The following is a 22802-nucleotide window of genomic DNA, read 5'->3' as shown; positions in this document are numbered from 1 at the left end:
TCAAGCTGACTCAGTAGTGATCGTGATACGGATTCGGTAATGCAGTAATACGGTAAAGCGCTAATGCGGTGAGTCCCGCGCGTCAGGCGGTGGCTGTCGCCGTCACCGCGCTTCTACGCGGCAGATTCCGCATGCTGGCAGCAATTATAAGCCAGACAACAGTCAGTCCCGCACACAGGATAAACACGGAGGACGTCCCGGTGTGCTGTTTCAGCCAGCCGCCGAGCGCACCGCCACAGAACAGGCCGAGCGCCTGCAAAGTATTGTAAACGCCGAGGGCCGAGCCCTTGGCCGCAGGCGGCGCAATTCTCGAGACTAGCGAGGGCTGGCAAGCTTCCAGAATATTGAAGGATACGAAGAAAGCGAACAAGAGGAACACCAGTACCAGCCAATGCGTTGCCGGATACGAGAAGAATAGCCATAGTCCGAGTTGCACGGCCAGCATCAGGGCGACTGCACCGAGAAACACCTGCTTCATCTTGCCCTTTTTCTCACCCACGAACACCGGTGGCAGCATCAGCGCAAACGAGGCAAGCACCACCGGCAGGTAGACCTTCCAGTGATCGGCGATGGGCAAGCCGGCATATTCGACGAGCGCTGCCGGAACTACGACAAACATGGACATTTGGGTTGCATGCAGCGCGAACACGCCAAAGTTGAGTCGCATGAGTTCGGTGTTGGCCAGCACTTTCGAAAATGGCACGCGTTGCGTCGCCACCATTTTAGGCGCAGGCGGAACGACATAGAGAACGACACCAATCGCCAGCACCGACAGAATGCCAGTCAGTGCAAACAAGCCTCCCATGCCAATGCTGGCGTACAGCACCGGTGCAGCAATCAGTGACACGGCAAAGGTCAGTCCGATGGAGCCGCCAACCATGGCCATTGCCTTGGTGCGGTGCTCTTCACGGGTAGTATCGGCGATGAATGCGGTCACCGCGGCGGAAATCGCGCCTGCCCCTTGAAGTGCGCGCCCAACGATCACCCACGCCAGGGTATGCGATGCGGCGGCGATAAACGAACCTATGGCGAATACGACAAGACCAATCACGATGACTGGCTTGCGGCCATATTTGTCGGACGCCATGCCGAACGGGATCTGGCCGAACGACTGGGTTAGGCCATAAATACCCATTGCCAGACCGACCATGGTGGCGCTGTCGCCACCGGGCAGCGATCTGGCATGCACGGCGAATACCGGCAGGATAAGGAACATACCCAACATGCGCAGCGCGAAAATCGATGCCAGTGACAGACTGGCACGAATCTCGGTTGGCGACATGCGGGCGCCGACGTCATCGGCGGAGGGAGTAGCTGACATGGTGCTCACGGCGGGGAATCCAGAGGATACAGCGGACTTTAAAACCCGTTATAGTATCAGGTTGACCCGTACAAAGCGCCAATTGAGCGCAAGTTGAAAGCAGTTCATGGAAGAAATAAGAATTCGCGGTGCCCGCACGCACAACCTGAAAAATATCAATCTTGAATTACCCCGTAACCAGCTAATCGTGATCACCGGTCTGTCCGGCTCGGGAAAATCCTCGCTGGCATTCGATACGCTGTATGCAGAAGGCCAGCGCCGCTACGTCGAATCGCTGTCCGCGTATGCACGCCAGTTCCTCCAGCTGATGGAGAAGCCGGATGTGGACCTGATCGAAGGCTTGTCGCCGGCGATCTCGATCGAGCAGAAGGCAACCTCACATAACCCGCGCTCGACCGTGGGTACGGTGACCGAGATTCACGATTACCTGCGTTTGCTGTACGCACGTGTCGGCACACCTTACTGCCCCGACCATCCGGAAAACGCATTGGCCGCGCAATCAGTGTCGCAAATGGTAGATGCGGTGCTGGCCATGCCGGAAGATACCAAGCTGATGATCCTTGCACCCGTCGTCGCCAACCGCAAGGGCGAACATGCCGACCTGTTCGAGGAAATGCAGGCAGCGGGCTTTGTGCGTTTCCGCATCCAGAGCGGCACGCATAACGCGAAGATCTATGAAATCGACGATCTGCCCAAGCTGAAGAAAACCGAGAAGCACACCATCGACGTGGTGATAGACCGCATCAAGGTGAAGGCTGACATCAAGCAGCGTCTGGCGGAAAGCTTCGAAACGGCATTGCGCATCGCCGATGGCCGTGCGATCGCGCTCGAAATGGATACCGGCAAGGAGCATCTGTATTCGAACAAGTTTGCGTGCAATACCTGCGGCTACTCGCTGCAGGAACTGGAGCCGCGCCTGTTCTCGTTCAATAACCCGATGGGCGCCTGCCCGGAGTGCGACGGCCTTGGTCACATTGAGTTCTTCGACCCCAAGCGCATCGTCGCCTTCCCCAACCTGTCGCTGGCCAGCGGTGCGGTCAAGGGTTGGGACCGTCGTAACCAGTTTTATTTCCAGATGCTGTCGAATCTGGCCGAGCATTACAACTTTGACGTCGACACGCCATTTGAAAAGCTCGCTGATTCGGCGCAGCAAGTCGTGCTGTATGGCTCCGGCCGCCAGACGGTTCCGTTCACCTACGTGAACGAGCGTGGTCGCGCCGTGGTGCGCGAGCATACCTTCGAAGGTGTGGTCAACAACCTGCAGCGCCGCTATCGCGAAACCGATTCAATGGCGGTCAAGGAAGAACTGGCGAAGTTCATCAATCAGAAACAATGTCCGACTTGTGACGGCGCACGTCTGCGCGTCGAAGCGCGCTTCGTCAAGGTCGGCAATGGCAAGCAGGAACGTTCGATTTATGAAATAGCATCGACGCCTTTGCGCGAAACGCTGGAGTTCTTTGAAAAGCTCAAGCTGACCGGCGCCAAGAAGGAAATCGCAGACCGTATCATCAAGGAAATCGTATCCCGACTGAAGTTCCTCAACAACGTGGGCCTGGATTACCTGTCGCTCGAACGCAGCGCGGATACGCTGTCCGGCGGCGAAGCCCAGCGCATTCGTCTGGCGTCGCAAATCGGTTCCGGCCTGACCGGCGTCATGTACGTGCTGGACGAACCATCGATTGGCTTGCACCAGCGCGACAACGACCGCCTCATCGCGACGCTCAAGCATCTGCGCGATATCGGCAACAGCGTACTGGTGGTGGAGCACGATGAAGACGCGATTCGCTGTGCCGACTATGTGGTCGACATGGGCATTGGCGCCGGTGTGCATGGCGGTGAAGTCATCGCGCGCGGACCGCTGCCGGATATCCTGAAGAACAAGAAATCGCTCACCGCGAAATACCTTAACGGCACACTGGCGATTCATGTGCCGAAGAAGCGTACGCCGGCCGATCCCGAACGCCAGCTGGTCATTACCGGCGCTTCCGGTAACAACCTGCGCGAGGTGACGCTGGAATTGCCGGTTGGCCTGCTGACCTGCATCACCGGCGTCTCCGGGTCGGGCAAGTCGACACTGATCAACGACACCTTGTATCACGCAGCATCGCGCCATTTGTACGGCTCACAGGCGGAGCCCTCGCCATATGAGTCGATTTCCGGACTGGAGCACTTCGACAAGGTGATTGCGGTCGACCAGGCACCGATCGGCCGTACGCCACGCTCGAACCCGGCAACCTATACCGGCTTGTTCACGCCGATCCGTGATTTGTTCTCCACGGTTCCGACCGCCAAGGAACGCGGCTACTCCGCCGGGCGCTTCTCGTTCAACGTCAAGGGCGGCCGCTGCGAAGCCTGCCAGGGCGATGGCGTGCTCAAGGTCGAAATGCACTTCCTGCCGGACGTGTATGTGCCTTGCGATGTCTGCCACGGCAAGCGTTACAACCGCGAAACCCTGGAAGTGCAATACAAGGGCAAGAGCATTCACGAAGTGCTTGAGATGACCGTCGAGGAAGCGCACGAGTTCTTCAAACCGGTTCCGGTGGTGGCGCGCAAGCTGCAGACTTTGCTCGATGTCGGTCTAGGCTATATCCGGCTTGGCCAGAGTGCGACAACACTTTCCGGCGGTGAAGCGCAACGCGTCAAGCTGTCGCTGGAACTATCGAAGCGCGATACCGGCCGCACGCTGTACATCCTGGACGAGCCCACCACAGGCCTGCATTTCCATGACATCGACCTGCTGCTGAAAGTCATTCATCGTCTGCGCGATCAGGGCAATACCGTGGTGATCATCGAGCACAATCTTGACGTGATCAAGACGGCCGACTGGATCGTCGACCTTGGTCCGGAAGGCGGTGCCGGCGGCGGCCAGATCATTGCGAGCGGCACGCCGGAAGACGTTGCGAAGACACCAGCCAGCTTCACCGGCAAGTATCTCGCACCGATGCTAAAAATCAAAAAATAATACCAATCTCAACCTGTAACGTAACGAATGAAATCGATGGAATTTTTCGACTGGCAAGGCGCAGGAGGAGTCAATAGCGGGCTATTGACGACGAGTGCAACGCAGGCAGGTAGAAAAAGACGCGATTTCATGTTGCGTTATGGGTTGGGATTGATATAAGGCACATGACGGAGCGGCAATGGCAACCCATCTGCGCATTACCGGAATCGTCCAGGGGGTCGGGTACCGAGCGTCTTTCGACGCCGAAGCCCGACGCCTGAACCTGTCAGGCTGGGTCCGTAACCGGCGAGATGGTTCGGTCGAAGCCTTGGTCGACGGTCCCGCTGAAGCGATTGAGAACATCATTGCCTGGTCGCGGCACGGCCCTTCACTTGCGCGCGTAACAGACGTCCACGTGAGCATTGTCGACAGTCCTCCCCCGCACTCCGGACGCTTCGAGGTCCTGCCTACCGCCTGACCTGCTTCACGCCTTGTTACGCGCTTATGAGGCGGCGGGCAACCCCATCCACAACCCTACCGGTACAAACGCCAGCGCGGCCAGATTGCCCAGCAAGACAATGGACGCTACCTTGTCCGGTTCCTGCTTGTACTGTTCCGCCACCATGAAGCAGAATACGGCCGGCGGCAATGCGGCAAACAGGAACATCTGACCACGCTGCATCGGATCCAGGTGCAGCACCTGATCCAGCAACCAGGCCACTACCAGGCCACCCACGGGGCACACGATCGCCCCCATCAAGCCGATGTGCCAGCTCTTGAAATTCACGTCCAGCATACGCACCCCCAGCGCAAACAGCATGATGGGGATGCACGCATCGCCAAGCATCTTCAGCGCCTGCATCAATGGTGTCGGCAGCGTGATATGGAAGATGGCAAAGACCATGCCGACCGCCATTGCCAGCATCATCGGACTGACCAAAAATTTCCAGAATGGTGTGTGGTAACTGCGCCCGCTTTCGATAATTTTGATACCGACAGAAAAGTAGATCAGATTGCACGCCATGAAGAGCGCGACCGCCGCCGGCAGTCCGGATGTGCCAAAGGCCAGCACCGCGAGCGGCAGTCCCATGTTGCCGCAATTGTTGTACATCATCGGTGGCACGAAGCTGCGCACATCGTAGCCGAGCATGCGAGCGACCGGCCAGGCGACAAGGCCGGAACCGAGCGAGATCAGCACGCCGGCAAAGATCAGCATGCTGTTGTTGACGAGGTCGAAGTCCTTCGCGGCAAGTGCCGTAAAAACCAGCAGCGGGCACAACACATCCATGCTGACCCGGTTGACCGAACCCATGTCGGATCTGACACGTTCGCCGCGAAGCCGTGCATATCCGTAACCGACCGCGATGATGATGAAAACCGGGAGAATGATGCCGAGAATGCGCTCGAACACTTGCATGGAAATCTTTCGAAGAGCTATCCCTGCATTTTAACGAGACTTGGCAGATCGCGTTTTCCAGAGATAAATTCCGGCGAAAGCTGGTAGTTTCCGCGGCATCAAGGATGAGAGATGCAAAGGCTATGCTGCCCTGCAGCGCTGCAGACTTTACCTCAACAACTGCGGCGCGCTACTTTAGCAAGCGTTCTTCGGCCCGCGCGACACCATCGGTAGTGCCACGCAAGACAACGATGTCACCTGCGTTGAGCACGGTGTCTGGCTTGACGTCGAGACGGCTTTTACCACGGCGAAGGATGGTGACTTCAGCACCGGCTTCGGCCAGTTTGAGTGCGCCAAGCGCCTTGCCGATTGCCCTCGCGCCTTCGGATAGCGTAACCGAGTGCAGTCTCACATGCATATGCTCGTCGTCATCGTGCGCATCACTCGCGCCGTGAAAATACCCGCGCAGCGATGTGTACCGTTCGTCGCGAGCCGCCTGCACGCGATGCACGACACGGCGTAGCGGTACGCCAAGCATCACGAGCGCATGCGAGGCCAGCATCAGGCTGCCTTCAATGGCTTCCGGTACGACTTCGGCGGCCCCGGCTTCGCGCAACTTGTCGAGATCGCTGTCGTCGTGACTGCGCACAATGACCGGCAATTCAGGGGCCAGTTCATGCGCAAAGTGCAAGACCTTCAATGCCGACGGCGTGCTTGCGTAGGTAACTACCAGCGCGGCGGCGCGATGGATACCGGCGGCAACCAGGCTTTCACGCCGCGATGCGTCGCCGTAGGACACGTTGGCGCCGGCCGCTTGCGCTTCACGCACGCGATCAGGATCGAGGTCGAGTGCATGATAAGCAATGCCCTCTTCTTCAAGCAGCTTCGCCAGGCTTTGTCCGCTACGGCCAAAGCCGGCGATGAGCACGTGTTTTTGCGTGGTCATGGTGCGCGTCGCAATCTGCGTCAGCGCCAGCGATTGCATCATCCATTCATTGGCTGACAGCTTGAGCACAATCGCATCGGACTTGGCAATGATGAAAGGTGCGGTCAGCATCGACAGCACCATCGATGCCAGAATCAGCTGAATGACGAGAGGATCCATCAGCTGCAGGCCGCCGGCCTGGTTGAGTAGCACGAAGCCAAACTCACCTGCCTGTGCCAATCCAAGTCCGGTTCGCAGTGCAACACCGGTCGACACCCCGGTCAACTTGGCAAGGGCGGCGATCAATGCAAACTTGAGCAGCACCGGAGCGGTCAACAACAGTAAGACCAGCCACCAGTTTTCAAGTACCAGCTTGATATTGAGCAGCATGCCCACGGTGATGAAAAACAGTCCCAGCAGCACGTCGCGGAAAGGCTTGATGTCCTCCTCCACCTGATGCTTGTATTCGGTTTCGGAAATCAGCATGCCCGCCACGAATGCACCCAGCGCGAGTGAGAGGCCAGCCTTTTCGGTGATCCATGCAGCGCCCAGTGTGATGAACAACAGGTTCAGCATGAACAATTCCTGCGAACGCCGTTTCACCACGATATGGAACCAGCCGCGCATCAATTTCTGGCCGATGATCAGCAGCAGCACGAGCACGATGACGGCCTTCATCACCGCCAGCGTCAACGTGGCCATCAGGTCACCGGTATTGCTCGCCAATGCGGGAACAAGAATGAGCAGCGGCACCACCGCCAGATCCTGGAACAGCAGGATGCTGAAGATCTGCCGGCCATGTTCAGACTCCAGTTCCAGACGTTCGGTCAGCATCTTGGAAACAATTGCCGTCGACGACATCGCGAGCGCACCGCCGAGGGCAAAGGCCGCGCGCCAGCTGATATCGATAAGCTGCGGTAGCAGCCGCGACATCAGCCATCCGAACATCATGGTCGCGCCGATCGTGAGCAGTACCTGCGCCATGCCTAGCCCGAACACGGTGCGCCGCATAGAGACCAACTTAGGCAGCGAAAATTCAAGGCCGATGGAAAACATCAGGAATACCACGCCAAATTCAGCCAGCGTATGCGTGGTGGCGTTTTCATTGGCGAGCCCCCAGCCGTGGGGGCCGATCACGATGCCCACCATCAGATAGCCAAGCATGGGCGGCAAGTGCAACATGCGAAAGGCAACCACTCCCATTACTGCAGCGCAAAGGAGGATGAGGGTCAGTTCTAGGGCCGAAAACATTCGTCTTGTCTTGTTATGGATTGTTCAGGATAAAAGCTCTTGCGGTTGCCGAGGCGGCCAGTACCCGGCGTCGCGCATTGCATTACTCATTCAGGACTCAGGAAACTTGCCATCTATCGGGAGGAAGAAAGACCGCTCACGTTGCCATGTGTTCAACAGAGGCTTGCATTGCGGCGATAAGTGATTGTTCACCTGGAAACGGCCTCATGCAAGTTCGCTTGAGCATCCTCAAAACCGCATTTTTTGTTTGGACTGGCAGAATTTTTGCTTTACTAATTCGTTTATACTTCCGGCATGAGTGTAACCGATGCAAAAACCCTGTCGAAAGCTTTTGATGCGAAAACTGCAGCCCGCGCGCTCGAACTCGCGCAAGAGACGCTGCAGATAGAAGCTGACGCCCTATTGGCCCTGAAAGCGCGCCTGTCCGAAGATAGATCCGACAGCTTTATCACTGCAGTCAGTTTGTTGCTGCAGTGCACCGGACGCGTGGTTGTTTCCGGTATCGGCAAGTCGGGACATATCGCCCGCAAAATCGCGGCGACGCTGGCCTCCACCGGCACACCCGCGCTGTTCGTGCATGCCGCCGAAGCTCTGCATGGCGACTTGGGAATGATTACCGACAACGACGTCGTGATTGCCATTTCCTATTCTGGCGAAGCGGCCGAATTCATTGCCATCATTCCTATCATCAAGCGTATGGGCGCGAAGCTGATTGCCATTACCGGTAATCCGGACTCCCGCTTGGCGCAGTTGGCTGATGTGCATATGAATGCACATGTGGACAAAGAGGCCTGTCCGCTGAACCTGGCACCGACGACCAGCACCACCGCGACGCTGGCACTGGGCGATGCGCTCGCGGTTGCACTGCTCGATGCCCGCGGTTTCCGTGAAGAAGACTTTGCGCGCTCCCATCCTGGCGGCGCCCTCGGACGCCGACTGCTGACCTATGTGCGCGATGTGATGCGTAGCGGCGACGCGGTACCCAGTGTCCCCGCCAATATCCCTTTAACTGCCGCCCTGTTGGAAATCACCAGGAAGGGCATGGCGATGACTGCCATCGTGGACGAACAGCAGCGCGCGATCGGCATTTTCACCGATGGTGACTTGCGACGCCTGATCGAAGCTGGCCAGGACCTCGGCAAGCTGACGATGGCGGACGTGATGCACGCCAATCCACGCACCGTCAATCCGAATCAACTCGCGGTCGAGGCGGTCGAGGTGATGGAAAGCTTCCGCATCAACCAGCTGCTGGTCGCCGATGACGCGGGCAAATTGGTCGGCGCATTGCATATTCACGATCTGACCCGTGCCAAGGTGATCTGATGCAGGACGATACGGTGACTCGCGCGGCGCGCGTACGGCTGATGATTTTCGATGTCGACGGCATCCTGACCGACGGCAGCCTGCACTATGGTGCCGACGGCGAACTGATCAAGACCTTTAACGTGCTCGACGGCCATGGCATCAAGCTGCTGCAGCAATCGGGGGTCGCTACGGCGATTATCAGCGCGCGCAAGTCGGCACTGGTAGCGAGGCGCGCGGCAGACCTTGGCATCCAGCACCTGTTTCAAGGCGTGCATGATAAGCGAACCGCCTTCGAGCAACTGCTGGTGCAAACCGGCCATGCCGCCGAGGTGTGCGGTTTCATTGGCGACGATGTGATCGACCTGCCCATCCTGTTGCGGGTTGGTTTCGCCGCCAGCGTGCCGAACGGACATCCGGAAGTGCAATCGCGCGTACATTATGTGACCCGAGCACATGGTGGCCGTGGCGCTGCGCGCGAACTATGCGATTTCATCCTGCGTGCGCAGGGTAACTATGAGGCGGCGCTGGCGCCGTATCTTGCATGAATGGCCGACGCTTTCGGCTGGTTGCCATCCTGGCACCCTTGGTGGCGCTGGCGCTGGGCAGCTTCTGGCTGTTTGAAGTGATGCGGCGAGCCACCAATGAAGTGATTCCGACCGCAAAACGTACCGAACCTGATTTTTACGTGGAAAAATTCAATTACGTCAAGCTGACCAAGACCGGCAAGGCGCAATACCACTTTTCGGGTGCAAAGATGACCCATAACCCGCTCGACGACTCGTATGATATCGAACTGCCTGTCGTCAACAACGTTGGCACCGGAGACCGTAGCAACAGCCCGCCGACGACCATCCGCGCCGAGAGGGCAACAGTTAACAGTGACAACAGCAAAATCCATATGTACGACAACGTCCGGGTGGACCGGCCGGCTAGCGGGAACTCGGAAGCGATGAAGGTCCGCTCGCAATATCTGCTGGTGCTGCCTGACGACGATATCGTCAAGACGGACAAGCCGGTGGAAATCCATCTTGGCCAGTCAGTGCTCACAGGCACTGGCATGGTTGCAAACAACGCGACACGCGAACTGCACCTGGCGAACAATGTTCATGGCACTTATCAAGCTCCGCAGCGCTAATTCGATATAACGTGATGCTTCTCTCTCGGGATTTTTGATGAAACGGTTTTTTTGGTTGTTTTTGTTACTGGGTGCGATCGCCGCAGGCGGTGTGCACGCGGAAAAAGCGGATTCCGAGAAGCCGACAAACGTTGAAGCCGATCAGATGGCCTATGACGACGTCAAACAGATCAACACTTTTACCGGCAATGTAGTCCTGACACGTGGCACGCTAATCATGAAGGCGTACAAGCTGACCGTGACGCAGGATCCGGCAGGGTATCAGTACGCAACCCTGCTGGCGCCGCCGGGCGGCCTGGCGACGTTTCGTCAGAAGCGGGATGGCGGCTCGGACCAGTGGGTGGAAGGACAGGCGGAACGTATCGAGTACAACGGCAAGACGGAAATCGTCAAACTGTTCTCGAAAGCGAAAATGCGCCGGCTGGAGGGAAAGAAGGCGACCGATGAAGTGGAAGGCGAGTTTATTTCCTATGACAGCCGCGCGGAATTCTTTACGGTCAACAACACGCCGACCGGGGAAACCAAGCCCGGTGGCGGACGGATCAAAGCGGTGATACAGCCGCGCACGGAATCGAAGGATAAGTAGCATGGCAAGCACATTGGTCGTCCGCGGCTTGCAAAAGAGTTATGGCACCCGTCAGGTGGTGCATGATGTATCGCTGCAGGTGGAAAGCGGCGAAGTGGTCGGCCTGCTGGGGCCGAACGGTGCCGGCAAGACCACTTCGTTTTACATGATCGTGGGACTGGTGCCGTCGGATGCAGGCGAGATCGACCTGGACGGCGTCGCCATCTCGCGCATGCCGATTCACCGGCGCGCGACGCTGGGCTTGTCCTACCTGCCGCAGGAGGCATCGGTATTTCGCAAGCTGACGGTAGAAGACAATATCCGCGCCGTGCTGGAATTGCAGCGGGTCGACGACAAACCCTTGCCGAAGGCCGAGATCGACAAGCGCCTCGGCAGACTGTTGTCGGACCTGCAGATCGAACGACTGCGCGAAAACCAGGCTTTGTCGCTGTCGGGTGGCGAGCGGCGACGCGTCGAGATTGCACGGGCGCTGGCAACCAATCCGCGCTTCGTGCTGCTGGATGAACCGTTCGCCGGCGTCGATCCGATCGCGGTGATTGAAATTCAGCGCATTGTGCGCTTTTTGAAGGAACGTGGCATCGGTGTGCTGATCACCGACCACAACGTACGGGAAACGCTGGGCATTTGCGATCGGGCTTATATTATTAATCAAGGCTCGGTCCTCGCAAGCGGACGTCCAGACGACATTATTGCCAACGAATCCGTGCGCCGCGTGTATCTCGGCGAACACTTCCGGATGTAGGGAAGAAACAGACAGGCATGAAACAGACTCTCCAACTTCGCGTATCGCAACATCTCGCGCTGACACCGCAGCTGCAACAATCGATCCGCTTGTTGCAGCTGTCGACGCTCGAGCTGCATCAGGAGCTGGAACAAATCCTTTCCGACAATCCGATGCTGGAGCGTGTTGACGATCCGCTCGACCATTCGGTACGGCTGCTGGCCGATGGCGCCATCAGTGCGCCGCCATCGGCCAGCAGTTCCGAAGCGCCCGCGGCTGATGCTTCGACGCCCAGTCGTGATGAACCAGAAGGCAGCTTTGAAGGCGGGGAATCAGGCGAAAATTCCAATGCGTCGGACAACGACTGGAGCTTCGACGACGTTGCACGCACTTCCAAGGCTCCGGAAGATGACGACGCCCGACCGCAGCTGGAAGCCCACGAGACCACCCTGCGCGAACACCTGCTGGAGCAGATGCGCCTGACCGTGCGCGAACCGCGTGATCGTGCCCTGGTCGAGCTGATCATCGATGCCCTCAACGACAATGGCTATCTCGACGAGTCACTGGAAGAAATCCATGCTCGGCTGCCGGCGGAACTCGAGATCGATCTCGATGACCTCAATGTGGCGCTCAAGATGCTGCAGAGTTTCGAGCCGGCCGGCGTCGGTGCGCGCAATGCATCGGAATGCCTGTCGATCCAGATCCGCCGTTTTCCCAAGGTACCGATGGTGACACGTCGCCGCGCACTGGAAATCGTCGAAAACTACCTGCCCTTGTTTGCTCAGCGAGACTTCAACAAACTGAAGAAGGCGCTCGATTGCGACGACGAAGACTTGCGCGAAGCGCAGTACGTGATCAAGCAATGCAATCCGCATCCCGGTGCACTGTACGCGTCGGATGCCTCCGATTATGTCGTCCCCGACGTGATCGTGAAAAAAACAAAAAACGGCTGGCAAGTCATGCTCAACCACGATGTGATGCCCCGGCTGCGCGTCAACGCCTTGTATGCCAACATCCTCAAGCAGAACAAGGGTGAGGGATCACTTTCGTCACAACTGCAGGAAGCCAAGTGGCTGATCAAGAATATGCGGCAGCGCTTCGATACCATCCTGCGTGTTGCACAGGCAATTGTTGACCGCCAGCGGAACTTTTTCTCGCATGGTGCGGTCGCCATGCGCCCCCTTGTCTTGCGTGAAATAGCTGATACACTAGGTTTACACGAGAGCACTATCTCTCGGGTAACAACTCAAAAGTACATGCTGACCCCCCACGGCATGTTTGAGTTGAAGTACTTCTTCGGTAGCCATGTCGCGACAGAAGCAGGGGGAGAAGCTTCTTCGACCGCGATCCGCGCCCTCATCAAACAATTGATAGGAGCAGAAGACCCCAAGAATCCATTTTCTGACAGCAAAATTGCAGATATGTTGGGGGAACAGGGCATGGTTGTAGCACGACGTACGGTCGCAAAATATCGCGAAGCCCTGAAAATCCCTCCAGTCAATCTGCGCAAATCCCTGTAGTTTTTGTTGTAGTGATGTTGCTGTGTTCCAGCGTAGCCCACCCACCTACGCTTTTCGGGGCACGTTTGCGAACCTCCAGCGACGCCAGCCATAGGAGCGCTGTATGAACCTCATAATCAGTGGACATCATCTGGAATTGACACCTGCCATTCGCGAATACGTCCAAAACAAACTGGACAGGATTATTCGACATTTCGATCATGTCATTGATATTGCAGTCATCCTCGGGGTTGAAAAGCCCTCTGAAAAAGATAAGCGGCAACGTGCCGAAGTCAATCTGCGCTTGAGAGGTAACGTCATACATGTGGAAAGTTTTGCCCACGACCTGTACGCGGCAATTGATACGCTGATCGACAAGCTCGACCGCCAGGTACTCAAATACAAGGCAAAAATACAGGATCATCAGTGTGAAGCGATAAAACGCATGCCGGAAACATCAACCACTGAAGAGAGTTGATCCACGCCGGATAATCCGGAAACGCAATGAAGGGCGCCAGAGGCGCCCTTTTTGGTTTCTGCAGCTTTATACCAATCCCAACCCGCCGGGCAACATGAAGTCGCGTCTTTTTCCGCATGCTGCTGAATCGACTGTCGGCGCAGCGACTGACGGCCTCCCCGCATAGTCGATAAAATAAAACGTTTCCATTCACGGCTCTCCGCTTTCATTCCCATGACTGAATTTGTCCGCACCACCATTACCAACCATATCGGCATCATCACATTGGACCGCCCCAAGGCGCTGAACTCCCTTTCTCTCGACATGGTGCGCGCCATCACGACGGCGTTGCTCGCCTGGCGCAATGACGCCAATGTGCGCGCCGTGCTGATTCACAGCAGCAGCGACAGGGCGTTTTGTGCCGGTGGCGATATCCGTTTTTTCCATGAAGCGGGCAGCACGACACCGCTGCGCGGAAGCGCATTGCTGGAAGACTTTTTTACCGAGGAATACGCGCTTAACCACCTCATCCACTTTTACCCCAAGCCGTATATTGCACTGATGGATGGCATCGTCATGGGTGGTGGCATGGGTGTCGCGCAAGGCGGTGAATCGAACCGGATACGTATTGTCACCGAACGCACGAAGATGGCGATGCCGGAAGTGAATATCGGCTTGTTTCCGGATGTCGGCGGCGGTTATTTCCTGTCACGCGTACCGGGGCAGCTGGGAACCTATCTCGGCGTAACCGGCGAAATCATCGGCGCTGCGGATGCCTTGTATGCGGAACTGGCCGATGTGTTTGTACCATCCACCGAGTTGCCTGCGCTGCTCGCCATGCTGGCGTCGACCTCGTCGGATGTGCGCGACGCTGTCGCGGAATTCGCGGCGCCATTCAAGGCGCAGGCCGCATCTTCGTCGAGCCGACTCGCGGCACAACGGGCGGCGATTGACCGGCATTTTGCTCATGATCGTGTAAGCGCAATTGCCGCATCGCTTGCAGGTGATAACAACGAGTTTGCGCAGAAGACGCTGGCCGTCGTGCAGAAACGTTCGCCGTTGATGATGTGCGTGACGCTGTCGCAGTTGCGGCGTGGTGTTAACATGAGCGTCGCCGATTGCCTGCGCATGGAACGCACGATGGTGCGGCGCAGTTTTGAAAATGGCGAAGTCCTCGAAGGAATCCGATCGGTCGTGATCGATAAGGACAACGCGCCAAAGTGGCATCCCGCTTCGATCGAGGAAGTGTCAGACAGCATGGTGGAACGCTTCTTCGAACCGGCATGGCCCGCACATGCGCACCCTTTACGGGATTTGTCCTGAACTGACCTACGTCTTTTCACGGCGATCCGACCGGGACTGCAGTGGTAACACCTCAATGGCTCAGATTTCACCAACCGTAAACAGTCGCCGGTGCTCCCGCATCGCATAGCGATCGGTCATGCCGGCAATATAGTCCGCCACCTTGCGCGCCTGCGCCTGTTCCCTGCCCGGTTCCATCACCTGATAGTCCGGCGGCAGCAGGCGCGGCTCTTCCATGAAGGCATTGAATAATTCGCGCACGATGCGTCGCGCCTTGCTGGTCATCCGATTGACCTGGTAATGGTGATACAGGTTGGACCGCAGGAAGCGCTTGAGGTCCACAGCTTCCTGGTTCATCGTGTCCGAAAAGGTAATCATTGCTGACGCACTGCGCACATCCTCGACCGTCCGCACGCCAGTTTGATCGATACGTGCCTGCGATGCCACGGTCAGATCCACGATAAGCGCATTGATCATCCGCCGTATCGTTTCATGAATCGCGCGGCGACCGGTAATTCCCGGATAAGCGGACTCGACCTCGCGCCGATGCCGCGCATAAAAATCCACGTCATCCAATTGCGCGGTAGTCAGCAGGCCTGATCGCAAGCCATCGTCAATGTCATGATTGTTATACGCGATCTCATCCGCGAGATTGGCCAGTTGCGCTTCCAGTGTCGGTTGCTTCTTGTCGATGAAACGCTGGCCGATTTCGCCCAGCTTGCGGGCATTGGACAATGAACAATGCTTGAGCACGCCCTCCCGGGTTTCAAACATCAGATTCAGGCCGTTGAAGGCGCCGTAATGCTCTTCCAGCTCATCCACCACCCGCAGGCTTTGCAAGTTATGTTCGAACCCGCCAAAGGCTTGCATGCACTCGTTGAGCGCGTCCTGTCCGGCATGGCCGAACGGCGTATGCCCGAGATCATGTGCCAATGAGATCGCTTCGACCAGATCCTCGTTCAGGCGCAGATTGCGTGCGATGGAGCGCCCAATCTGCGCGACTTCAATACTGTGCGTAAGACGGGTGCGGAACAGGTCGCCTTCATGATTGACGAAAACCTGGGTCTTGTATTCCAGTCGCCGGAATGCGGTGGAATGAATGATGCGGTCGCGATCGCGCTGGAATTCGGTGCGCGACGCAGGGGCTGGCTCACTGAAGCGCCGCCCTCGCGATGCCTCAGATCGTGCGGCATAAGGCGCGAGGTGGGCTTCGTAGTTCATTGCTGGGTACAGGCCTGCAACGTGGCTAGCAGGGCATCTTGCGGCACCGGCATGATGACCGACGTGCCCATCGGCTTAAGTAGAATGAACTTGATCTGGCCGCCTTCGTTTTTCTTGTCGACTTCCATCAGATCGAGCCAGCGCTCCTTGCCGAGGTCAGGTGCCGTCACTGGCAACCCGGCTGCCTTCACCAGCGCGGCAATCCGATCCCTGGTGGCGCCATCGATGAAACCGAGGCGCTGCGACAAATCGGCAGCCATCACCATCCCGCAGCCAACCGCCTCGCCATGCAACCACTGGCCGTAGCCGAGGCCGGATTCGATCGCATGGCCAAAGGTATGGCCGAAATTGAGGATCGCGCGCAAGCCACCTTCGCGCTCATCCTGGCGCACCACATCGGCCTTGATTTCACAGGAGCGCTGGATGGCATAGGCCAGTGCTGTCGGGTCTTTTTCCACCAGTCTGCCGATATTGGCTTCGATCCAGTCGAAAAATGGCGGATCGATGATTGCGCCATGCTTGATCACCTCTGCCAGTCCGGCCGACAATTCGCGGGCGGGCAAGGTATTGAGCGTGCCAGTATCGGCGATGACGGCCTGTGGCTGGTAGAACGCGCCGATCATGTTCTTACCGAGCGGATGATTGATTCCGGTTTTGCCGCCAACCGAGGAATCCACCTGCGACAGCAAGGTGGTGGGAATCTGGATAAACGGCACACCCCGCATGTACGATGCAGCGGCAAATCCGGTCAGGTCACCGATCACGCCGCCGCCCAACGCTACCAGCGTGGTCTTGCGATCGCATTTTTCGGCCAGCAGGACATCAAACACCTTCATCAGGCTTGCCCAGTTTTTCTCTTCCTCGCCATCCGGCAGGATGACCGTGGTCACCAGTTTGCCGGCGGCTTTGAACGAGTTGACCACACGCTCAAGGTACAAGGGCGCAACGATGGTGTTGGTGACGATGGCAACCCGCCTGCCGGCCGCATGGCGACCGACCAGCTCGATATCGGAAAGGAGGTCACGGCCGATAGTGATCGGATAACTGCGGTCACCCAGATCGACTTCCAGGGTAATCGTCATAGCATGCTGCATCATGGCAAAAATCTTAAGTGGGTGAGTCCGGCTGTGCATCGCCCGATTGAGTCGGCTCGGTTGGCTCAGTCGATTGGTTCGGCTGTACCGACTGTGCCTTCTCGGCCAGCTCAAGCTGGGCAATGATCGTTTGTACAAGAGATTGTACGTTAGGACGCCCGGTTTCCACTACGAAGTCCGCAAGCTCAAGGTACAAAGGCTCGCGTTCGCGCGCCAGCTGCTCGATCTTCGCCTTGGGGTCGGCGGTCCGCAGCAAAGGACGGTTCTTGTCGTGGCTGGTACGTTGCAAGATGCTGCTGACGCTGGCACGCAGGTAGATCACCGTACCGCGGGACTTCAGGTATTCGCGGTTTTCCGGCTTCAGGACGGCACCGCCCCCGGTCGCCAGGACGATGTCCTCGAGCGCCGTGAGGTCGCGGATGACGTCGGACTCGCGATGGCGAAAACTGGCCTCGCCCTCGATTTCGAAGATCAAAGGAATAGAGGCGCCGGTACGCGCCTCTATCTCATGGTCCGAATCGATGAACCGCTTGTTGAGTCGTCTGGCCAGGGCGCGGCCGACTGTGGTCTTGCCTGCCCCCATGAGCCCAACTAAAAAAATGTTTCTTGGCATTAAGTCATTTGCAATATTGCTTACCCGGGCCGGTGCGGACCGGCCCGGGCAGCCATTGATCAGTTCCCGGCAAATGTACCGAGGTTGATCAGGAATGCAGCGGTCGATCCGCCAAGAGGGGTCTGTACGTTGATCAGGATTGAGCCAGTCTTCGACTTTGTCCCCGCAACCTCACAACCCGCCGGCGTAACGGTGACATTATGCACGGTTCCGCGTGTGGCGGATTCAATTGGAACGATGCCCAGCGAGACCGTGGACGGGAATGCGGTCAGGCTGGCGTTCTTGGCGTCAGCACCGGCGATGGTAGTTCCTTCAGGCATCGGGTTGCCGTTCTCATCCACGATTTCCACAACGATCGTTTGCGGATCGCAGCTGGCTGCAAAGTTGAGATTAACGCCGGTATTTGCAGCACCGATGCGTGTCGACGCGCCTTGCTTGGAACCTGGTGAGACCTGATAGACGTTTGCAGCCGAGCCGCTGTTAAAGAATCGTTTGCTGGTCGACAGGTTGGCCGTTCCGTTCGTTGCCGTTGCCACAACCGTTACGACACCATTGCTTGTCCTCGGATTCTGGCTGCGCCATGTAACGGTACATCCGCCGTTTGTAGTAAGGCAGCGCGCACCACCGTCGCCGACAATGGCGCCGCTGTCGGTAGTAAAGACCACTTGTGTGCCGTTAGCCACCGCTGCGCCAAACGCATCGGCAAGCAACACTGTGACAGTATTTTGGGTATTGTCATGTGCCCAGCCTTCGACGTAATACTTTTGCAGGCTGAGCGAAAATGCAGCTTGCGTCGGTTGGCCTGTCGTTACTGTTACGGTATCCGAAATTGCGCTGATCGTTGTGCCTTGAACGGTTGCGATAACACGAACGGTCGTCGGCTGGGTTCCGGAGTTCACTGCAACGGTGACATTGCCGCTGACATCGGTCTTGCCGGAAGAGGCAACCAGGCTGACCGGATTGCTGCTTTGCGTCGAAAAATTGACGGCAACGTTCGGCACGCCGCTATTGGAGCTATCCACGACCTTAAACGTCAGCAAGGCAACTTCGGTACGGCCGCTACCGCCGGAACCCTGAATAACGATCGAGTTATCAGTCGGTACCGCGGACACGAAATTCATGGCTGTCGGTGTCGCTGTTGCCGATGCACCTACCGAGAACGCTGCTTTAGCAGTCACTTCCGCCGTTCCGACCGTTGCCTTGGCAGTCACTTCTGCAGCGCCGGTACCGCTGCCGGAGGCTTTGATACTGATTTGTGCAACACCTTTGTCGTCGGTCAGCGCAGTACCGGTTTCCGGTGACATGACTGCAATGGTGCTGCTGACGGTAAACGTGACCATCGTATTCTTGACCGGGACGCCGGTGTCAGTTGTCACTGTTGCCTTGGCGGTCAGGGCATTGGAGCCGCTCACCGAGTTGCTGGCGGCGCCTGCACTATCGGTCAGCACCACAGCGATCTTGCCAGTCGTCGTGGAGGAACCCGATCCACCGGCGGTGCCGCCACCACCGCCAAAGCCGGTGTTGCCCGGAGATCCGCCGCCGCCGCCGCAGGCGACAAGCAATGTCGTGCAAATGCCGTACAACATCAGCATGACATACTTGATGATGTGGTTCTTCATTGTGACTCCCATGTTCTTCCCTGTTCTGTTTTTAATAATAATTAGCGTCCCGAGATGCGTTCTGCGACGACCTTGGGTGTGATGAAAATAAGCAGTTCCGTCTTGTCGCTTGTCCTTGCGGTACTCTTGAACAGGTTACCGACGACAGGAATATCACCGAACAATGGCACCTTGGTGTCGGTGTTGCGTTCAACCTGCTGGAAAATACCGCCCAACACCACCGTACCGCCATTCTCGACCAGCACCTGTGTTTTGACGTGCTTGGTATCGATTGCAAAGCCGGAGCGGGTCTCGACACCGACGCTGTCCTTGTTGACGTCAACGTCCAGGATGATATTTCCATCCGGCGTAATTTGCGGTGTGACCTCAAGCTTGAGGTTGGCCTTGCGGAACGCGATCGATGTTGCGCCACTCGACGTGGCCACCTGATACGGCAACTCGGTGCCCTGCTCGATCAGCGCCTTGAGCTGGTCTGCCGTGACAACGCGGGGGCTGGAAATAATCTTCCCCTTGCCATCGGCTTCCAGTGCGGACAGTTCAAGATTCAGGAACCGGTTTGCGGCAGCCGAGAAAAGACTGATCGCGAGGCTGCCTGGATTAGCGCCGTTGATGCTGGCGGCCGGCAGGTTGATGAACTGGGTATTCGGGATATAACTTTGATCGGTAATGGCAGCCTGTCCAGTCTGCTCCCCGACACCCAGATAGTTACCTGTCAGTGAGGCCCGGGTATTACCGGATAACTGGTAACCCGCATCGCCGCCACGAATACCGCGCAGGTCAGAAAATCCAAGCTTCGCGCCCAGGTTACGACTGAACTTGTCGTCTGCTTCAACGATACGTGCTTCGATCAGCACTTGTTTGGACGCGACGTCGGTCTTTTGCACCAGCTTGCGAATTTCTTCCAGTTTGGATGGGATATCGGTCACAAACAGCTGGTTAGTACGCGGATCGATGACCGCGCTGCCGCGCTTCGACAGGATGGTTTTCTTGGCGTCAGTCCCGCTGTCGATGCCGAAGACCAGCTTGAATGATTCCGCCTTTTGGTAATTAAGTTGGAAAGTTTCGGTCTTCAGCGGCTCCAAATCGGCAATCTGGGCTTTCTGTTCGAGCTCGAGCTTTTCCTTGGTCAGCAATTCGTCCTTGGGCGCGATCCACAGCACCGAACCGTTCTTGCGCATATCGAGGCCTTTGGCCTGCATCACGATGTCGAGCGCCTGATCCCAGGGCACATCCTTCAGACGCAGCGTCAGGTTGCCGCTCACGGTATCGCTGGTGATGATGTTCAGGCCTGTAAAGTCGGCGATCACTTGCAGCACCGCGCGCACTTCAACGTTCTGGAAATTCAACGACAGTCGCTCACCACGGTAACCTTGCGTACCCTGGACCAGTTTGTTCGGATCTTCTTTGATCGGCTTGACTTCAACCACAAGCTGGGTATCGCTCTGGTAAGCGCTATGTTCCCACAAACCCTTCGGCTCGATCACCATCCGCACGTTTTCACCTTGCGGCGTGGTCGTGATGGTCTGTACTGGTGTGCCGAAGTCGGCTACATCGAGGCGACGCCGCAAGACTTCCGGCAGGCTCGCCTTCTGGAAATCGATAACGATGGATTGGCCTTGCTGGCGCACGTCGACACCCACCTGGCTGCCCGGCAGGTCGATGACAACGCGACCTTCGCCGTTGGCGCCGCGACGGAAATCGATATCCTTCAGCGCCTGTTTGCCGACTGTGGCAGTAGCGGTACGGGCAACCGGGGTGCCGGAAGCGCTGACTGGTGTGGCGATGCCGCCTGATCCATCAATCGTGACGACAACCGTATTGCCTTCCACGGCTGTCGCGTAGTTCAGCGGACGCAAGAGATTAAACACCAGGCGCGAGCGTTCGCCAGCCTGGACAACCGAAACGTTACGCACGTCGCCAAGCCCGATGTCCTGCGTCGTCTTGCCGGTGGCATTCGCGGTGCCGGCAAAGTCGAGCGCAATGCGCGATGGACTGGTAATCGAAAAACCAATCGGCGGTTTTGTCAGCGGATTCTTGAGCGTGACCTTGACGATCACATTCGATCCTTGCTGGTTCGCATTGATCGATTCAATGGCGTTTTCCTGAGCAAACGCGAGGCTCGCATGTACGGCGATGACCAGGAGTGCACACCGCTTCAACGCGCCACGGGCAAAGCTGCTCAAGCCATCAGGGTGTATTTTTGCTACGTTCATTTGTTATTCTCCTGCAACTCTAACTTGGCTTTGCGCTCTGTCCATTCGCCGGCTGCGTCGCGCACGATTTCTTTCAACTCCACTTCCGATTCGGTGATTTTGGTAATCATGCCGAAGTTCTGACCAATGTAATTTCCAACCTTGACTTGAAAGACGGATTTTTCGACCTGAAGCAGCGCGTAATTCAAGCCTGGCTTTTCCAGCGTGCCGACCATCTTGATGATATCCAGCGGATGGTTCTCCAAGGGTTCCTTGCGGCGGTCCAGGTCCGGCTTGATGGTACTGGCCGCATTGACCTGGAGCTTGGCCAGCGCGGCCGAGAGTTTGGCTGGACTGTAGGGATCAGGCTCGTCCTTGCCGCTATAAACGAAAGGTGTGAACGTCTTCGGCGCAGGCAGCTTTTGTATCGTCACGGGAGTCTGTCTGCGGACTTCATCCATCCACTGCTTGACTTCCTGCACGCCGCCGTCACCACAACCGGCGAGGCCGGCCATTGTGACGAGTGCGGCGATGCGCGAGATGGTGCGAATGCTGGTCATTTCTTCGCTCCCTTCCCTTTGGCTTTAGCGGCGGCGGCCTTGCGCTGTGCATCGACTTCTTCACGGTCGAGGTAGCGGAATGTCTTGGCGACTGCTTCCAGCGTCAGTACGCCATCCTTGCCGGCATTGAGGCTCATGTTGTTCAGGGTGACGATACGCGGAAGATTGGCGATGTCGCTGGTGAAGGCACCGACGTCATGGTAGTTACCGGTCACCTTGATATCGATCGGCAGTTCAGCATAGTAATCTTTCACCAGCACTTGTCCGGGCTTGAACAGTTCGAACTGCAAGCCACGGCCGAGACCTGCCTGATTGATGTCGGACAGCAGCGCATCCATTTCCGCCTTGCTCGGCAATTGCTTTTCAAGTGTGGCAACGTATTCGCCGACTTGCTCCTTTTGCTTGCGCAAGCCTTCCAGATTGATCGCTTGCTGTACCTTGATCTTGTAGGCGTCGCGCAGCTTCACTTCTTCCTGCGCTCCCTGATCGAGTTCTTCCATTTGCCCGTTCAGGTAAAGGAACCACCCGACGATCACGACGCCGACAAGCGTCCCGAGTCCGCACAGAAGACGTGGAATGATCGGCCACTGGCCGGGATGCCGGCCATTCAAGCCGCGGAACTGCGCCGCAACCGAATCCCCAATTTTTTTCAGATCTGCCATCG

General features: G+C 57.3%; 18 protein-coding genes and 1 pseudogene. 10 read left to right on the top strand and 9 right to left on the bottom strand.

Annotation, left to right across the window (positions count from 1 at the left end):
• Positions 1-82: 82 nt before the first annotated feature.
• Positions 83-1282: an MFS transporter gene (locus ACFQUU_RS11980; protein WP_382247450.1), complete on the bottom strand. Its 1200-nt coding sequence runs from the start codon at positions 1280-1282 to the stop codon at positions 83-85.
• A 145-nt stretch (positions 1283-1427) separates the two neighbouring features.
• Here ACFQUU_RS11980 and uvrA point away from each other — a divergent pair, with 145 nt between their 5' ends.
• A complete protein-coding gene (gene uvrA, locus ACFQUU_RS11975; protein ID WP_382247300.1) occupies positions 1428-4283 on the top strand; it encodes an excinuclease ABC subunit UvrA in 2856 nt (951 codons plus the stop codon).
• 178 nt (positions 4284-4461) lie between these two features.
• Positions 4462-4740, top strand: a complete 279-nt coding sequence (locus ACFQUU_RS11970) for an acylphosphatase (protein WP_382247298.1) — start codon at positions 4462-4464, stop codon at positions 4738-4740.
• A 24-nt stretch (positions 4741-4764) separates the two neighbouring features.
• Here ACFQUU_RS11970 and ACFQUU_RS11965 read toward each other — a convergent pair whose 3' ends face one another.
• Both ACFQUU_RS11965 and ACFQUU_RS11960 read right to left on the bottom strand, forming a co-directional pair.
• A complete protein-coding gene (locus tag ACFQUU_RS11965) occupies positions 4765-5679 on the bottom strand; it encodes an AEC family transporter (protein ID WP_382247296.1) in 915 nt (304 codons plus the stop codon).
• A 169-nt stretch (positions 5680-5848) separates the two neighbouring features.
• Complete coding sequence (locus ACFQUU_RS11960; protein WP_382247294.1) at positions 5849-7834, bottom strand: cation:proton antiporter; 1986 nt, start codon at positions 7832-7834, stop codon at positions 5849-5851.
• Between the two features lie 294 nt (positions 7835-8128).
• On the opposite strand from ACFQUU_RS11960, the gene ACFQUU_RS11955 reads away from it, so the two are divergent.
• The 8 genes from ACFQUU_RS11955 (at position 8129) to ACFQUU_RS11920 (ending at position 14860) form a co-directional block, all read left to right on the top strand.
• Complete coding sequence (locus tag ACFQUU_RS11955) at positions 8129-9157, top strand: SIS domain-containing protein (protein WP_382247292.1); 1029 nt, start codon at positions 8129-8131, stop codon at positions 9155-9157.
• The gene (locus tag ACFQUU_RS11950) at positions 9157-9684 is read left to right on the top strand and encodes a KdsC family phosphatase (protein ID WP_382247290.1); all 528 of its coding nucleotides are present in this window, start codon (positions 9157-9159) and stop codon (positions 9682-9684) included. Before ACFQUU_RS11955 ends, ACFQUU_RS11950 begins: the two co-directional genes overlap by 1 nt.
• Positions 9681-10274 (top strand): LPS export ABC transporter periplasmic protein LptC, encoded by a 594-nt coding sequence (lptC, locus tag ACFQUU_RS11945; RefSeq protein WP_382247288.1) that lies wholly within the window; start codon positions 9681-9683, stop codon positions 10272-10274. The genes ACFQUU_RS11950 and lptC overlap by 4 nt, the downstream gene beginning before the upstream one ends.
• Before the next feature lie 37 nt (positions 10275-10311).
• The gene (lptA, locus tag ACFQUU_RS11940) at positions 10312-10860 is read left to right on the top strand and encodes a lipopolysaccharide transport periplasmic protein LptA (RefSeq protein ID WP_382247286.1); all 549 of its coding nucleotides are present in this window, start codon (positions 10312-10314) and stop codon (positions 10858-10860) included.
• Position 10861: 1 nt separating this feature from the next.
• Positions 10862-11602 (top strand): LPS export ABC transporter ATP-binding protein, encoded by a 741-nt coding sequence (gene lptB, locus ACFQUU_RS11935; RefSeq protein ID WP_382247284.1) that lies wholly within the window; start codon positions 10862-10864, stop codon positions 11600-11602.
• A 17-nt stretch (positions 11603-11619) separates the two neighbouring features.
• Entirely contained in the window at positions 11620-13101 is a 1482-nt protein-coding gene (locus ACFQUU_RS11930; protein WP_382247282.1) for an RNA polymerase factor sigma-54, read from the top strand.
• Between the two features lie 103 nt (positions 13102-13204).
• Positions 13205-13558: a ribosome hibernation-promoting factor, HPF/YfiA family gene (gene hpf, locus ACFQUU_RS11925; protein ID WP_382247280.1), complete on the top strand. Its 354-nt coding sequence runs from the start codon at positions 13205-13207 to the stop codon at positions 13556-13558.
• A gap of 213 nt (positions 13559-13771) precedes the next feature.
• Entirely contained in the window at positions 13772-14860 is a 1089-nt protein-coding gene (locus tag ACFQUU_RS11920) for an enoyl-CoA hydratase/isomerase family protein (RefSeq protein ID WP_382247278.1), read from the top strand.
• A gap of 60 nt (positions 14861-14920) precedes the next feature.
• On the opposite strand, the gene ACFQUU_RS11915 is transcribed toward ACFQUU_RS11920, so the two are convergent.
• The 6 genes and pseudogenes from ACFQUU_RS11915 to ACFQUU_RS11890 all read right to left on the bottom strand — a co-directional run bounded on the left by ACFQUU_RS11915 (position 14921) and on the right by ACFQUU_RS11890 (position 22800).
• On the bottom strand, positions 14921-16060 hold the full coding sequence (locus tag ACFQUU_RS11915; protein WP_382247276.1) for a deoxyguanosinetriphosphate triphosphohydrolase: 1140 nt from the start codon (positions 16058-16060) through the stop codon (positions 14921-14923).
• Positions 16057-17767, bottom strand: a pseudogene (gene aroKB, locus ACFQUU_RS11910) (bifunctional shikimate kinase/3-dehydroquinate synthase AroKB). Before aroKB ends, ACFQUU_RS11915 begins: the two are co-directional and overlap by 4 nt.
• Positions 17768-17826: 59 nt before the next feature.
• Positions 17827-19386 carry a hypothetical protein gene (locus ACFQUU_RS11905; RefSeq protein WP_382247274.1) on the bottom strand — a complete coding sequence of 520 codons (1560 nt, stop codon included), beginning with the start codon at positions 19384-19386 and terminating at the stop codon, positions 17827-17829.
• A 41-nt stretch (positions 19387-19427) separates the two neighbouring features.
• Positions 19428-21599, bottom strand: a complete 2172-nt coding sequence (pilQ, locus tag ACFQUU_RS11900) for a type IV pilus secretin PilQ (protein ID WP_382247272.1) — start codon at positions 21597-21599, stop codon at positions 19428-19430.
• A complete protein-coding gene (locus ACFQUU_RS11895; protein ID WP_382247270.1) occupies positions 21596-22138 on the bottom strand; it encodes a pilus assembly protein PilP in 543 nt (180 codons plus the stop codon). The genes pilQ and ACFQUU_RS11895 overlap by 4 nt, the downstream gene beginning before the upstream one ends.
• Positions 22135-22800, bottom strand: a complete 666-nt coding sequence (locus ACFQUU_RS11890; protein ID WP_382247268.1) for a type 4a pilus biogenesis protein PilO — start codon at positions 22798-22800, stop codon at positions 22135-22137. Before ACFQUU_RS11890 ends, ACFQUU_RS11895 begins: the two co-directional genes overlap by 4 nt.
• Between the last annotated feature and the right edge of the window lie 2 nt (positions 22801-22802).

The organism is Herbaspirillum sp. GCM10030257, assembly GCF_042666555.1.
Classification (GTDB): domain Bacteria; phylum Pseudomonadota; class Gammaproteobacteria; order Burkholderiales; family Burkholderiaceae_D; genus Noviherbaspirillum.
Note: the sequence above shows the minus strand (reverse complement) of the source record. Positions and strands in the feature narration are given on the sequence as shown.